Here is a 13,337-nt window from a genome sequence, read left to right on the forward strand (position 1 = left end):
GTGGAGCTCCCCGCACCGGTCCGCATCGCGCTGCCCGACATCGTGCTCTCGGTGCTCGACGCCGGGAGCGGCCCGGCCGTCGTGCTCCTGCACGGCTTCCCCGACCGCGCGTCGCTGTGGCGCGCGCAGGCCGAGGCGCTCGTCGCCGCCGGCTACCGGGTGATCGCCCCGGACCTGCGCGGCTTCGGCGACAGCGACCGCCCCGACGACGTCGACGCCTACCGCATCCACCGCTCGGTGGCCGACGTGCTCGCGCTGCTCGACGAGCGCGGCGTCGAGCGGGCCGCGGTGGTCGGGCACGACTTCGGGTCGGTCGTCGGCTGGGCGCTCGCCCTGCGCAGCGACCGCGTCACGCGCTACGCGGCCCTGGCCGTCGGGCACCCCGAGGCGTTCCGCGCCGCGGGCCTCGAGCAGCGGGCCCTGTCCTGGTACATGCTGTGGTTCCGGTTCCCGGGCGTGGCCGAGGAGGTCCTGCCCGTCGACGACTGGGCGCTCCTGCGCCGCTGGCTGCACCGCGACGCCGACGACGACCTCGTGCGCACGCAGATCGCCGACCTCGCCCGGCCGGGCGCGCTCGTCGCGGGCCTGAACTGGTACCGCGCCAACATCGACCCGCGCACCTTCGTCGACGAGTCCCCGCTCGGCCTGCCGCGGCTGACGATCCCGGTGCTGGGGATGCACGGCGAGGCGGACGTCGCGCTGGGCGAGGCGCAGATGACCGGGTCGGCGCGCTACCTCGACGGCCCGTTCACCTACGTCCCCGTGCCCGGCGGTGACCACTGGCTCCCCGCCCGCCACCCCGACGCGGTCACCGACGCCCTGCTGCGCTTCCTGGCCTCGTGAGCGAACTTTGGAGCTATAGCTCCAAAGTTCGCTCACAGAGGGCTAACGGGTGAAGACGATCTTGCCGGCCGTGACGCCGTCGAGCATCGACCGGAAGCCGTCCTCGGCCTCGGTCATCGGCAGCTCCTGGCCGATCTCCGGCGCGATGCCCGTGGCGGCGACGAAGTCGAGCAGGTCGCGCAGCTCGGACAGCGTGCCCATCGTCGAGCCGACGAGGTTCTTCTGCAGGAAGAACATCTGCGCGAGCTCGGCGGGCGGCTGGTTGCCCGACGTCGCGCCCGAGCAGACGATCGTGCCGCCGGGCACGAGCGCGCGCACCGAGTGCTTCCAGGTCGCCTCGCCGACGGTCTCGAACACCGCCTGCACCTTGCCCGGCAGCTTCCCGTTCGACTCGAACACCTGGTGCGCGCCGAGGCGCAGGGCGAGCTCGCGCTTCTCGTCGGTGCGCCCGGTGACCCAGACCTGCATCCCGGCCGCGCGCCCGAGCTGGATCAGCGCCGTCGACACCCCGCCCGACGCGCCCTGCACGAGCATCGTCTGCCCGCCGCGCAGGCCCGACTTGGTGAACAGCATCCGGTAGGCGGTGAGCCATGCCGTCCCCATGACCGCGCCGGCCGTGGCCGTCATGCCCTCCGGGCGGGGCAGCGCGTTGCGCTTCGGGACGACGACGTAGTCGGCGAAGCTGCCCTGCGCCCACTCGGTGAGCATCTTGCGGGACGGGTCGAGGGTCTCGTCGTCCTTCCAGTCCGGATCGCCCATGAGCGAGTGCAGGACGACCGGGGTGCCGTCGTCGAGGGTCCCGGCGCCGTCGCAGCCCAGGATCATGGGGAACTGGTCCTCCTTGATCCCGACGCCGCGCAGCGTCCACAGGTCGTGCATGTTGAGGCTCGCCGCCTCGACCTTGACCCGCACCCAGCCCTCGGGGACCTCGGGATCGGGTCGCTCGCCCACCACGAGGGAGGCGAGCGGGTCGTCGGCGTTGGGCTCGGAGGCGTAGACCGCGAACATGTCCCGCAACCTATCCGGGACGGCTCGCGGCACGCCCGATGAGTTCGGGCGCCGCGCGGAGTTGACACCGGTGACGACACCCCGCACCGAGGAGCCCCCCATGACCAGCCCCACCGCCACCGGCGCCCGCGCCCCGCTGCCCGGCCTCGACGTCTACTACGAGGACCACGGCGCGGGCGACCCGCTCGTCCTGCTCCACGGCGGCGCGCAGACCCTCGACCTCAGCTTCGGCGCCCTCATCCCGCTGCTGACCCCGCACCACCGGGTCGTCCCGATCGAGCTCCAGGGCCACGGGCGCACCCCCGACCCCGACGACCGCGAGATCACGCTGGCGCGGATGGCCGACGACGTCGTCGGTGTCCTCGACCACCTGGGCCTCGCGCGTGCCGACGTCCTCGGCGCCAGCTGGGGCGGGCTCGTCGCGCTGGAGACCGCGGTGCGCCACCCCGACCGCGTCGACCGGCTGGTGCTCGCGGCCGTGCACACCCGCAAGGACGGCTACCACGCCGAGATCCACGACCCGTCGACCTACGCGACGTCCACCCGCATGCCGACCGAGGAGGACTTCGGCGCCATGGTCGCGGAGTACGAGCGGTACGGGCTGTCCACCTTCGAGCAGGTGGTCACGAAGCTCGACCCGATCGTCACCGCGGAGGAGAACTGGACGCCCGCGCAGCTCGCCGGCGTCACGGCCCGCACGCTGGTGATGATCGGCGACCACGACTTCGTGCGCGTCGACCACGCCGTCGCCATGGCCGACGCGATCCCGGACGCCGCGCTGGCCGTCCTCCCGCGGACGAAGCACACCGAGGTGGTCGGCCGGGTCGGGATCGTCGCCCCGATCCTCGAGGACTTCCTGGCCCGCTGACCGGCGTCGGACACGCCCGCGTACCGTCGACGGCGTGCTGCGAGCCGTCGCGACCTGGTGGGACGGCGTCGAGCTGTGGCTGACCCAGCTCGACTTCGCCGTCCAGGTCGTCCTCGTCGTGGCCGTGGTCGGGCCGGTGTGCTGGGGCGCGGCCGCGGTCATCGACACCGTCGTCGAGCGCTCCGTGGCGGCGCGCCTGGAGGCCGCCGAGCGCCGGGCGGAACGGCGGGCAGACCAGCAGGCGGAGACCCGGGCGGACGTCTCCACCGGGGAGCCCTGAGCCCCGTGGACCGGCGCACCGCCCGGATCTGGGTCTCGCTGACCCTGATCGCCCTGCTCGTGCTCGTGATCGTCGTCAACCTCGTCTGACGGGCGCTACTCCTGCGGGACCCAGGACGGCGCGCGCTTCTCGGCGAACGCGGCCATGCCCTCCTGACCCTCCTCGGAGGCGAAGAACTCCGAGGACAGGGCGAGCATCGCCTCGAGGTCCTGGGCGAGGTGCTCGCCACGGTCGCGGCGCAGCATCGCCTTCGTCGCCGCGAGGGCGCGGGGCCCGCCGCGGGCGAGCATGTCGGTGTACCGGGCCACCTCGGTGTCGAGGCCGTCGGCGTCCACGGCGCTGTTGATCAGGCCGATGGCGGCGGCGCGGTCGGCGTCGAAGGTCTCGCCGGTGAGCATCAGCTCGTGCGCGGCGCGGGGGAGCAGGCGGGGGAGCACGGTCGCCGAGATGACGGCGGGGACGACGCCGATGCGCACCTCGCTGAAGGCAAAGGTGGCCTCCCGGGCGGCGACGGCGATGTCGCACGCGGAGACCAGGCCGACCCCGCCGGCGCGGGCCGGACCGGCCAGCCGGGCGACGACGGGCGTGTCGGAGTACCAGAGCGCGGTGAGGATCGCGGGGAACTCGTTGACGCCCTGGTCGGACGAGCCGGCGCCGCGGGACTCGCGCAGGTCCATGCCCGAGCAGAACACCGGGCCGGTGTGGGTGAGGACGATGACGCGCACGGCCTCGTCGTCGATGGCCGTGTCGAGGTGCGCGGTGAGCTCCCGGCGCAGCTGGGCGGACAGGGCGTTGCGGTTGCGCGGCGAGTCGAGGGTGATCGTCGCCGTGCCGCCCGCGACGTCGAGGTGCACCAGTTCGTCGTGATCCTCAGCCATGCCGGTCACTGTGACACGGACCGGATCGCCCGCCCGCGGGTGACGCGCGAGCGCACCGGGGTGCGACGTGCGTACCCGCGCCCTGCGCGACCCGGCCGCCCACGGGGCCCGGGAGGTCGGCCGCTGCGTGCCGGTCGACGAGTTCCTGTCACCGCCCGGACCCCACCGGCCGCCACCGCAGGGGCCGGGGGAGCACGACGATCTTCCCGGTGGCCCGGTCGCCCTCCATGATCGAGTGGGCGTCCCGGATGCGTTCGATCGGGAACACCTGCCCGAGCGGGACGGTCGCGCGCCCGGCGGCGACGTCGTCGAGGAAGCCCTGCAGCACGGACGCGGGGAGGTCGGTCGCCTCGCCGCCGTAGGCGGTCAGCCGGACCCCGCGCGGCAGGTAGTCGATGGGGTAGAAGTCCGGCACGGTCCACCGGTTCGACAGCATTCCGGCGAAGCACACGACGCCGTGCCGACGCGTCGCGCGCAGGGTGTCGGGCAGCGTCGGGGTGCCGACGAGCTCGAGCGCGGTGTCGACGCCGTCGCCGAGCACCTCGTGCACCTGCGCGGCGACCTCGCCGTCGTCGACGAGCACGTGGTCGACACCGAGCGCGCGCAGCCGCTCCGCCTTGGACTCCGAACGGGTCGTCGCGAGCACGGTCAGGCCGCGGGCCTTCGCGAGCACCGCGGCCGCCATCCCCACCGACGACGTCCCGCCGCGCACCAGCAGCGACTGGCCGGGCCGCACGTCGAGGCCGTCGGTCAGGGCGCCGTGCGCGGTCTGCAGCATCTCGGGCACCGCGCCGATGGTGGGCCAGGGCAGGTCGCTGTAGAACGCGATGACCTGCGACGCCGGCACGCAGGTGTACTCGGCATAGCCGCCGTCGAACGTGCGGCCCATCCCGCCCATCATCGTCACGACCTGCTGCCCGGGCACGAACTCGCCGCCGGGGCAGACCGCCACCACGCCCGCCGCCTCGATGCCGGGCACGCGCGGGAACGTCACGCCCTCGGCGAGCCCGAGGCGGGTGTGCAGCTCGGAGCGGTTGATGCCGAACGCCTTGACCGCGATGAGCACCTGGCCCGGCTCGGGCTCCGGGACGATGAGGTCCTTGATCTGCAGGGCGGTCAGGTCGCCCGGCCCGCTGAGCACCACCGCGCGCATCCTCGCCACGGCGACGATCCTGCCGCCCGGGCGAGGATCACGGGAAGCACGGAGCACTCACGCCAGGCACTCGGCGAGCAGGCCCACGACGTCGTCCCACGCCCGCTGCGCGTGCCGCGCGTGGTACCCGACGCCGGGGAGCACGGCCTGGCCGTACTCGCCGTCGGTGGTGACCGACCCGTCGGGGTTGGTCGGCGGGTGGTGGAAGGCGTGCTGCGCGCCGCCGTAGACCACGAGGCGCCAGTCGACGCCCGCCTCCTGCATCTCGGCGGCGAAGGCCTCGCGCTGCGCCGGCGGCTGGATCGGGTCCTCCGACCCGACGCCGGCCCACACCGGGCAGGGGATGTTCGCGGCCTCGCCGGGCCGGCCCGTGATCAGCCCGTTGACGGTCGCGATCGCCCGCAGCGGGACGCCGGCGCGCCCGAGCTCCAGCCCGATCGCGCCCCCGGTGCCGTAGCCGATCGCGGCGACGCGGTCGGGGTCGGTGCGGGGCTCGGCGCGCAGCACGTCGAGCGCCGCGTGCCCGATGTCGCGCAGCCGCTCGGGGTCGCCGAGCAGCGGCATGACGCGCGCCAGCATCTCCTGGGGGTCGTCGAACCACCGCCCGCCGTGGATGTCGAACGCCAGCGCGACGTACCCGAGCTCGGCCAGCGCGTCGGCGCGGCGGCGCTGGAACGCGTTGAGCCCCGGCCCCTCGGGTCCGACGAGGACCGCGGGGCGCGGGCCGTCGCCGCTCGGCAGCGCGAGGTGGGACACCATCGTCAGCCCGTCGGCCGGGTACTCGACCGAGCGCGTGGTCACCGTCATGACCGGGACGCTAGGGACCGCACGCCTCGCACGGGCCCGTGTTCGCGGCCGGCGGACGGTGCGCTACACGCGGCGTAGGCGTTGCCGGGCTCCGGGACGATCCTCGCCCGGTTCCGTGGCGGCCGCGACGACCCTGCCGCGCAGGGCTGCGCGGGACCTCAGGACGACGCCGGTCTCTCAGCCCGGCCGAAGCCCGCGTCGGCGCTCAGGTCCCGGTCGCGGGTCTCGCGATAGGACAGGACGGCGACCAACGTCAGCACCGAGCTCGCGGCGACGTAGGCCGCGATCGCGTAGCCGGTGCCGAAGGCCGAGAGCAGGGCCACCGAGATGATCGGCGCGAGCCCGCCCGCGGCCACCGAGGCCAGCTGGTAGCCGATGGACACACCCGAGTAGCGGACCTTCGTGCCGAACAGCTCGGACAGGAAGGCCGCCTGCGGCCCGTACATGGCGCCGTGCAGGACGAGGCCGACGACGACCGCGAGGGCGGTGAGGGCGAAGCTCTCGGTGTTGAGCAGGGCGAAGAACGCGAACGCCCAGAGGCCCACCCCGGCGGCGCCGAACACGTAGACCGGCCGGCGCCCGACCCGGTCGGAGACCGCGCCCCAGAGCGGGATCGTCACGACGTGCACCGCGGCGCCGATGAGGACCGCGCCCAGCACGAACGACGACGGCAGACCGAACTGCTGGGTCATGTAGGTCGAGATGACGATCGTGAAGATGTAGTAGGAGACGTTCTCGGCGAAGCGCGCGCCCATCGCCGTGACGACCTCGCGGGGGTAACGACGGAACACCTCGAGGATCGGCATGCTGTCCTTCGCGGTGGTCCCGTCCGTCCGCTCCGCGGCCGCCGCGGCCGCGCGCTCCTGGGCCTGGCGGAACACCGGTGACTCCTCGACCGAGAGCCGCACGTAGAGCCCGATGCCGATGAGGATCGCGGAGAGCAGGAAGGGGATGCGCCAACCCCAGTCCTGGAAGGCCGCCTCGGACTGCACGACGGCCAGCAGCGCGAGCAGGCCGTTGGCGAGCAGCTGCCCGGCGGGCGCCCCGGCCTGCGGCCAGCTCGCCCAGAATCCGCGACGCTTGGGGTCGCCGTGCTCGGAGACGATGAGCACCGCTCCGCCCCACTCGCCGCCGAGCGCGAAGCCCTGGATCAGGCGCAGGAGCACCAGCAGCAGCGGCGCGGCGAGACCGATGGTCGCGTAGCCGGGCAGCAGGCCGATGAGGAACGTCGAGACGCCCATCATCATCAGGCTGACGACGAGGAGCTTCTTGCGACCGATCTTGTCGCCGTAGTGACCGAAGACGAGCCCGCCCAGCGGCCGGGCGATGAAGCCGATCGCGAAGGTGCCGAAGGACAACAGGGTGCCCGCGACGGGGTCGGCGTCGGGGAAGAACACCGCGGGGAAGACGATCGCCGCGGCGACGCCGTAGAGGAAGAAGTCGTACCACTCGACGGTGGTGCCGAGCATGCTCGCGGCGACCACCTTGACGATGGGCGTGCGGGAGGGTGCCCGTGATGGCGACGCGCTCATGAGCGGGAACCGTAGGCGTCCGGATCGTCCTGTACATCACGGAAGCCCGGCTTTCGTCCACCCAGTGCTGCCCGAGGGGTCGTCTGCACGATCACCTGCCCCGTGTCGGCGGAACGCTCGCGCTGCAGAGGTGCGACGTCCCGCCCGGGCCGACCGTCCCCCACCCGGGTGGGACGATCACGCACGGATCGTGTCCAGCGCGGCCGCGAGGTCGGCGATGAGGTCGTCGGGGTCCTCCAGCCCGACCGAGAAGCGCAGGTGCCCGTAGCGGCGGAACTCCTCGGGCCAGCGCGCGGCCCGCGCCCCGGTGGTGCCGACGTGGACGATGAGGCTCTCGTCGTGGCCGAGCGAGACCGCGGAGGTGACGACGCGCAGGTCGGCGACGAACCGGTTCTGCAGCGCGGCGTCGCCGTCGAGGGCGAAGGCCATCATCCAGCCGTGGCCGCGCCCGCCGAGCTGGCGCGTCGCGAGCGCGTGCTGCGGGTGGTCGGGCAGGCCGGGGTAGGTCACGTAGGCGACGGCCGGGTGGTCGGCGAGGAACTCCGCGACCCGCTGCGCCGACGTGACGTGCTGGCGCAGGCGCAGCGGCAGGGTGATCGCGCCCCGGGAGATCAGCCAGGCGTTGAACGGCGAGACCACGCCGCCGACGTCGACCATCGCCTCGGCCCGGATCGCGTCGATGTGCTCCCGGGCGCCGACGACCACGCCGCCCATCGCGTCACCGTGCCCGTTGATGACCTTGGTCAGCGAGTGCACGACGAGGTCGGCCCCGTCGGCCAGCGGCCGGTAGAGCGGGGGCGGGGTGAACGTGGAGTCCACCGACAGCAGCGCCCCGCCGCCGTGCGCGATCTCCGCGACGGCCGCGATGTCGCACACCCGCGTCGTCGGGTTGGCGATGACCTCGGTGTGCACGAGCTTCGTGTTCGGGCGCATGGCCGCCCGAACGACGTCGGGGTCGCTCGTGTCGACGAACGTCGCCTCGACGCCGTAGCGCGCCGGCAGGATGTCGGCGAAGAGCCGCCAGCTCGCCTCGTAGGTGACGTCGGAGACCACCGCGTGGTCGCCGGTGCGCAGGAACGTGAAGAACACCCCGTGCAGCGCGGCGACACCGGTCGCGAGCACGACGGCGTCCTCACCGCCCTCGAGCAGCGCGAGCTTCTGCTGCAGCGCGCGCTGGTTGGCCCCGGTGTTGCGGGTGTAGAGCGGCACGTCGAACCCCGACCACGACAGCTCCTCGGGGTTCTCCGGCAGCGCGTAGGAGTTCGCCATGACGATCGGCGTGCGGATCGCCCCGCTCCCCGCGTCGACGGCGTTGCCGGCGTGCACGGCCTGCGTCGCGAACCCGAGGGTGTCGGGGTGGCGCTTGTCGGGGCGGGTCACGCCGGGGATGGTGTCACTCCGGCTGGTCGTGAGCGGACTTTCGAGGTATAGCTCGAAAGATCGCTCACGGACGGCGTCCGGCCTACGCCTCCACGCTGACCGCGGCGACGGTGGTGGGGGAGGGCCGGAGGCCGAGGTGCTCGCGCAGGGTCGTGCCCTCGTACTCGGTGCGGAACGAGCCCTTCTCCTGCAGCAGCGGCACGACCTGGTCGACGAACGGGTCCATCCCGCCCGGCGTGATGTGCGGGACCAGCACGAACCCGTCCGACGCGTCGGACTGCACGAACTCGTCGATCGTGTCCGCGACGCGCTGCGGGGTCCCGACGAACGTGTGGCGCCCGTTCTTGCGGATGACGACCTCGCGCAGCGAGAGCCCCTCGCGCTCGCCGAGCTCGCGCCACTCGTTCGCGGTCGCGACCGGGTCGCGGTACATCCGCACGCTCGCCCGGCCCTTCGAGATGTGGCCCCCGGAGTCGACGTCGTCGTCGGTCTTCGGGTCGAACGAGGGGACGGGGCCGTCGGGGTCGACGTCGGAGAGGTCGCGGTTCCAGACCTGCTCGGCGAACGCGATCGCCGTCGCCGGCCCGACCTGCTGGTACTGGACCTGCCGCGCGTTCTCCGCGGCCTCCTCCTCGGTGTCCCCGAGCACGAAGGTCGCCGCCGGCAGGATCTTGAGGTCCTCGGGGCGCCGGCCGAACTTCTCCAGCCGCCGCTTCACGTCCGCGTAGAACTCCTGGCCGGCCTCCAGCTCCGCGTGCCGCGTGAAGATCGCGTCCGCGCTCGAGGCGGCGAACTCGCGACCCTCCTCGGAGTCGCCGGCCTGGATGATCACCGGACGCCCCTGTGGGCTGCGCGGCACCGGGAAGCGCCCGGAGATGTCGAACTGGTCCGAGCGGATCGCGAACCGCCCGGCGTCGCCGTGGCGCAGGAACTGCCCGGACGCGGCGTCGGCGAGCACGTCGTCGGCGTCCCACGAGTCCCACAGGGCCTGCGCGGTCGCGAGCATCTCCTGGGCGCGCAGGTAGCGCTTGTCCTTGGGCAGGTAGCCGCCGCGGCGGAAGTTCTCGCCGGTGAACTCGTCCCAGCTGGTCACGACGTTCCAGGCCGCGCGCCCGCCCGAGAGGTGGTCGAGCGTCGCGAGCTTGCGGGCGACGTCGAGCGGCTCGTTGAACGTCGAGTTGACGGTGCCGGCCAGGCCGATGTGGTCGGTGACGGCGGCGAGCGCCTGCAGGATCGCGACGTTGTCGGGGCGGCCCATGACGTCGAGGTCGTAGATGCGCCCGCCCTGCTCGCGCAGCCGCAGGCCCTCGGCGAGGAACAGGAAGTCGAACTTGCCCCGCTCCGCGGTCTGCGCGAAGCGGCGGAACGATGCGAACTCGATGTGGTTGCCCGACGCGGGGTCGCTCCAGACCGTCGTGTTGTTGACGCCGGGGAAGTGGGCGGCGAGGTGGATCTGCTTCTTCGCCATGGTGTCCTCCTCAGACCTGCGCGTAGCGGTCGGCGGGCCGCGCGAGGCCGAAGTGGCCCCGCAGCGTGTCGGCGTCGTAGGCGGTGCGGAACAGCCCCCGGCGCTGCAGCTCGGGGACGAGCTCGCGCGTGATGCGGGGCAGGTCGTGGGCGGTGACGGCCGGGCGCAGCCGGGCGCCGGCGAGCCCGGTCGCGTGCCAGGACTCGAGGACGTCGGCGACGTCGCCGACCGTGCCGGTGAGGATGCGGGCGTCGCTGCGCAGCTCCTCGCCGTCGGTCGCGTCGAGGCGGGCCAGGCGCTCGCGGGCGGCGTCGACGCTGTCGTCGAGCACGACGAGCAGGTCGCCGAGGACGCGCAGCTCCTCGCCCGTGCGCCCCACCGACGCCTCCTCGGCGCGGACCTGGCGCAGGATGGCCTCCGCGTCGCCGGTCGGGCCGGCGCGCCCCACCCCGCCGGGCGTCACGAAGACGAGGTCGGCGCCGCGGGCCGCGAGCCGGTAGGCGACGTCGACGTGCGCGAGCGCGCTGACCAGCGGCTGGCCCTGCGGCGGGCGGGGGGTGATCGAGGGCCCGCGCACCGAGAAGTGGGCGCCGGAGAAGTCGATGTAGTGCAGCTTGTCGCGGTCGACGAACCGGCCGGTCGCGGCGTCGCGGATCTCGGCGTCGTCCTCCCACGAGTCCCACAGCCGGCGCTGGACCTCGATGTGGTCGGCCGCCTCGTCGAACAGGCCCTCGTGGCTCTCCGCGCCGTACTCCCGGCGCCCGAACAGGGCGTACTCGTCCGCGCGCGACGACACCTTGACCCGCACCCCGGCCCGCCCGGTCGTCACGTAGTCGAGCGTCGCGATCTCGGTGGAGACGTGGAAGGGCTCGGTGTGCGTCGCGACGACCGTCGGTACCAGCCCGATCCGGCTCGTCACCGGCCCGACGCGCAGGGCGACGAGCTGGGCGTCGAGGCGTCCCTGCGCGCGGTCGGCGCGGTCGGTGTCGAGGGCGAAGGAGTCCTCGAACGTGACGAGGTCGAGCAGGCCCGCCTCGGCCTCGCGGACCTGGTCGACCCAGAAGCCCGCGGTGAACAGCTCGTCGGCACGGGCGCCGGGCTCGCGCCACGACGCCGGGTGCCAGCCGGTGCCGTCGAGGGCGACCGCCAGGTGCAGCGCTGACTCCTGGGTCATGGTCCTCCTGTCCGCTACGTCCGCGCGGGGACGTCGCTCGGGACGGTCAGGGCGGTGAAGTCGGGGCGGGCGCGCAACCGGAAGCCGAGGGCCTCGTAGAGCCGGATCGCGCCGATGTTCGACGCCGAGGCGTGCAGGAACGGGATCTCGCCCCGCGCCCGGATGCCGGCGGCGACGGCCAGGACGAGCCGGGTCGCGAGCCCCCGGCCGCGGTGCGCCGCGTCGGTGCAGACCGCGCTGATCTCGGTGTACCCGGGTGGGTGCAGGCGCTCACCGGCCATGGCGACGAGTTCGCCGTCCTCGACGACGCCCAGGTAGGTGCCCGTGGCGATGGTCCGCGGCCCGAACGGCCCGGGACGCGTACGGGCGACGAGCTCGCGCATCGCCGGGACGTCGTCGGGGCCGAGGCGGACCAGGTCGGGGTCGTCGTGACCCGTGACCTCGTCGCCGACGAGCTGGACCCCGGCCATGGTCCGCGCGACCTCGAGGCCGGCGGGGTCGAGGAGCCCGAAGGCCGGGACGACCGTGGTGTTGCCGGGCCCGACGAGCGCGGCGACGTCGTCCCACTCGGCCGCGCTGCGGGGCTCGGCGAGGAACGGCGTGACGTCGGGGTCGTAGCGCCGTGCGTCCCCGAGGGCCTGCGCCAGGTGCGCGTGGGCGCCGAGCAGGGAGCTGCGGACCGGCTCGTCGAGCGGCCCGGGGTGTCCGGGTGCCACTCAGGCGACAACCGCCCGCGCCGCGACACCATTCCGGCCCGGTGCGGCTCCGCCGCAGGTGATGACACGGGGGAGCGGAGCTGACGCTCACGGACGTCGCCTCGCCCCGGAGCGGGTGCTCACCGAGGACCCGCCGGCCTTCGTCGGTGCCTGCCGGCCGCGGCGGATGCTCGTGCCCTCGGCGTTCTGCCAGGGGCCGGCGCGGCGGTCGGTCGCGGAGGCGCGCCCGCGTCTCCCCGGCGTCGCCGCGTCGCGGGCGCCGCGCGTCGACGAGGTCGCCGCGTCCGTCGAGGCGGCCTGGGCGTCGCTGCACGCCGTCGCCGCAGCCCCCGCGACCGCCGGGCCGCGCGACCAGGCGGCGCTGCGCCACGAGGCCGCGCGGCTCGCCGGCGAGGCGACGCGGCTCGAGGCGGCCGTCGTCGGCGGCGCGGGCTACGTCGCCGACAGCGCCACCGCCCGCCGCTTGCGCGAGGCCGCGTCCCTCCCCGTGCAGGCGCCTACCGAGGCCCTGCTCGAGCACCGGACCCCGGCGTGACACCGAAGCATCTCAGCCCCGCGCCCGGACGGCCGAGAGCACCAGCTCGATCCCGCCGTCGGCGACGTCCTGGAACGACCCCAGCGCGTCGGGGTCGCGGACCCATCGGAAGACCACACCCATGTAGACGTCGGACAGGGTGCGCGCGGCCTCGGCGACGTCGACGTCCGCTGCGACCTCCCCGCGCTCCTGGCCCTCGCGCAGCAGGGGCCGCAGGTCGGCCAGGAGCTGGGACTCGTAGCGGATCGGGCCGGTCGCCGCGGTCCAGCCGAGCATCATCTGCCGGGTCAGCTCCGGCTCCGCCTCGACCAGCCGGCTGATCAGGCGGAAGTAGGCGCGGATGCGCTCCGGCGCCGGCTCGTCGGTCGACTCCGTGATCACCTCGACGGCGTCGTCGGCCATGCGCCGGGTCCACAGCATCGGGATGTCGCCCTTGCTGGGGAAATGGTTGAACGCCGTGCGCCGCGACGTGCCCGCCCGCTCGGCGATGTCCGCCATCGTCGTGTCCTCGTAGCCGCGCTCCACGAACAGCGCGGCCGCCGCCTCGTAGAGGACGTCCCTCGTCGCGGACGCGCGTCCGCCCCCGGCGCCCTGCTCGGCCGCGCTCACCGTCGCTCCCGTCGTCGTGACGCTTGACACGTCCTGCACTCGGGTGCAACTGTTCCGGAACCGCCACCTGCACCCGAGTGCAACCC

General features: G+C 74.0%; 14 protein-coding genes. 4 read left to right on the forward strand and 10 right to left on the reverse strand.

Annotated elements, in window-relative coordinates; genetic code table 11:
• Positions 1–843: an alpha/beta fold hydrolase gene (locus tag PGB27_RS17110; RefSeq protein ID WP_274201591.1), complete on the forward strand. Its 843-nt coding sequence runs from the start codon at positions 1–3 to the stop codon at positions 841–843.
• Positions 844–885: 42 nt separating this feature from the next.
• Here PGB27_RS17110 and PGB27_RS17115 read toward each other — a convergent pair whose 3' ends face one another.
• Positions 886–1,851, reverse strand: coding sequence for a quinone oxidoreductase family protein (locus PGB27_RS17115; RefSeq protein WP_274201592.1), 966 nt, complete (start codon positions 1,849–1,851; stop codon positions 886–888).
• A gap of 100 nt (positions 1,852–1,951) precedes the next feature.
• Between PGB27_RS17115 and PGB27_RS17120 the strand changes: the two genes are divergently transcribed.
• Both PGB27_RS17120 and PGB27_RS17125 read left to right on the forward strand, forming a co-directional pair.
• Positions 1,952–2,719: an alpha/beta fold hydrolase gene (locus PGB27_RS17120; RefSeq protein WP_274201593.1), complete on the forward strand. Its 768-nt coding sequence runs from the start codon at positions 1,952–1,954 to the stop codon at positions 2,717–2,719.
• Positions 2,720–2,753: 34 nt separating this feature from the next.
• Entirely contained in the window at positions 2,754–2,999 is a 246-nt protein-coding gene (locus PGB27_RS17125) for a hypothetical protein (RefSeq protein WP_274201594.1), read from the forward strand.
• A gap of 95 nt (positions 3,000–3,094) precedes the next feature.
• Here PGB27_RS17125 and PGB27_RS17130 read toward each other — a convergent pair whose 3' ends face one another.
• The 8 genes from PGB27_RS17130 to PGB27_RS17165 form a co-directional block, all read right to left on the reverse strand.
• A complete protein-coding gene (locus PGB27_RS17130) occupies positions 3,095–3,877 on the reverse strand; it encodes an enoyl-CoA hydratase-related protein (RefSeq protein WP_274201595.1) in 783 nt (260 codons plus the stop codon).
• A 148-nt stretch (positions 3,878–4,025) separates the two neighbouring features.
• The gene (locus PGB27_RS17135; RefSeq protein WP_274201828.1) at positions 4,026–5,030 is read right to left on the reverse strand and encodes a zinc-binding alcohol dehydrogenase family protein; all 1,005 of its coding nucleotides are present in this window, start codon (positions 5,028–5,030) and stop codon (positions 4,026–4,028) included.
• A gap of 57 nt (positions 5,031–5,087) precedes the next feature.
• Positions 5,088–5,837 carry a dienelactone hydrolase family protein gene (locus tag PGB27_RS17140; protein ID WP_274201596.1) on the reverse strand — a complete coding sequence of 250 codons (750 nt, stop codon included), beginning with the start codon at positions 5,835–5,837 and terminating at the stop codon, positions 5,088–5,090.
• A 158-nt stretch (positions 5,838–5,995) separates the two neighbouring features.
• On the reverse strand, positions 5,996–7,369 hold the full coding sequence (locus PGB27_RS17145; protein ID WP_274201597.1) for an MFS transporter: 1,374 nt from the start codon (positions 7,367–7,369) through the stop codon (positions 5,996–5,998).
• Positions 7,370–7,546: 177 nt separating this feature from the next.
• Positions 7,547–8,749 carry a trans-sulfuration enzyme family protein gene (locus PGB27_RS17150; protein WP_274201598.1) on the reverse strand — a complete coding sequence of 401 codons (1,203 nt, stop codon included), beginning with the start codon at positions 8,747–8,749 and terminating at the stop codon, positions 7,547–7,549.
• A gap of 82 nt (positions 8,750–8,831) precedes the next feature.
• The gene (locus PGB27_RS17155; protein WP_274201599.1) at positions 8,832–10,217 is read right to left on the reverse strand and encodes an NtaA/DmoA family FMN-dependent monooxygenase; all 1,386 of its coding nucleotides are present in this window, start codon (positions 10,215–10,217) and stop codon (positions 8,832–8,834) included.
• 10 nt (positions 10,218–10,227) lie between these two features.
• Positions 10,228–11,391 carry an LLM class flavin-dependent oxidoreductase gene (locus PGB27_RS17160; RefSeq protein ID WP_274201600.1) on the reverse strand — a complete coding sequence of 388 codons (1,164 nt, stop codon included), beginning with the start codon at positions 11,389–11,391 and terminating at the stop codon, positions 10,228–10,230.
• 14 nt (positions 11,392–11,405) lie between these two features.
• The gene (locus tag PGB27_RS17165) at positions 11,406–12,107 is read right to left on the reverse strand and encodes a GNAT family N-acetyltransferase (protein ID WP_274201601.1); all 702 of its coding nucleotides are present in this window, start codon (positions 12,105–12,107) and stop codon (positions 11,406–11,408) included.
• A 115-nt stretch (positions 12,108–12,222) separates the two neighbouring features.
• On the opposite strand from PGB27_RS17165, the gene PGB27_RS17170 reads away from it, so the two are divergent.
• Positions 12,223–12,642: a hypothetical protein gene (locus PGB27_RS17170; protein WP_274201602.1), complete on the forward strand. Its 420-nt coding sequence runs from the start codon at positions 12,223–12,225 to the stop codon at positions 12,640–12,642.
• A 12-nt stretch (positions 12,643–12,654) separates the two neighbouring features.
• Here PGB27_RS17170 and PGB27_RS17175 read toward each other — a convergent pair whose 3' ends face one another.
• A complete protein-coding gene (locus PGB27_RS17175) occupies positions 12,655–13,251 on the reverse strand; it encodes a TetR/AcrR family transcriptional regulator (RefSeq protein WP_274201603.1) in 597 nt (198 codons plus the stop codon).
• Positions 13,252–13,337 lie beyond the last annotated feature (86 nt).

Source organism: Actinomycetospora lemnae, from assembly GCF_028737315.1.
Lineage (GTDB): Bacteria > Actinomycetota > Actinomycetes > Mycobacteriales > Pseudonocardiaceae > Actinomycetospora > Actinomycetospora lemnae.

Excerpts from the sequence above, each read along its gene's own strand:
- PGB27_RS17115 (WP_274201592.1), bottom strand. The coding sequence starts at position 1,851 with ATGTTCGCGGTCTACGCCTCCGAGCCCAACGCCGACGACCCGCTCGCC.
- PGB27_RS17120 (WP_274201593.1), top strand. The coding sequence starts at position 1,952 with ATGACCAGCCCCACCGCCACCGGCGCCCGCGCCCCGCTGCCCGGCCTC.
- PGB27_RS17130 (WP_274201595.1), bottom strand. The coding sequence starts at position 3,877 with ATGGCTGAGGATCACGACGAACTGGTGCACCTCGACGTCGCGGGCGGC.
- PGB27_RS17135 (WP_274201828.1), bottom strand. The coding sequence starts at position 5,030 with ATGCGCGCGGTGGTGCTCAGCGGGCCGGGCGACCTGACCGCCCTGCAG.
- PGB27_RS17140 (WP_274201596.1), bottom strand. The coding sequence starts at position 5,837 with ATGACGGTGACCACGCGCTCGGTCGAGTACCCGGCCGACGGGCTGACG.
- PGB27_RS17145 (WP_274201597.1), bottom strand. The coding sequence starts at position 7,369 with ATGAGCGCGTCGCCATCACGGGCACCCTCCCGCACGCCCATCGTCAAG.
- PGB27_RS17155 (WP_274201599.1), bottom strand. The coding sequence starts at position 10,217 with ATGGCGAAGAAGCAGATCCACCTCGCCGCCCACTTCCCCGGCGTCAAC.
- PGB27_RS17160 (WP_274201600.1), bottom strand. The coding sequence starts at position 11,391 with ATGACCCAGGAGTCAGCGCTGCACCTGGCGGTCGCCCTCGACGGCACC.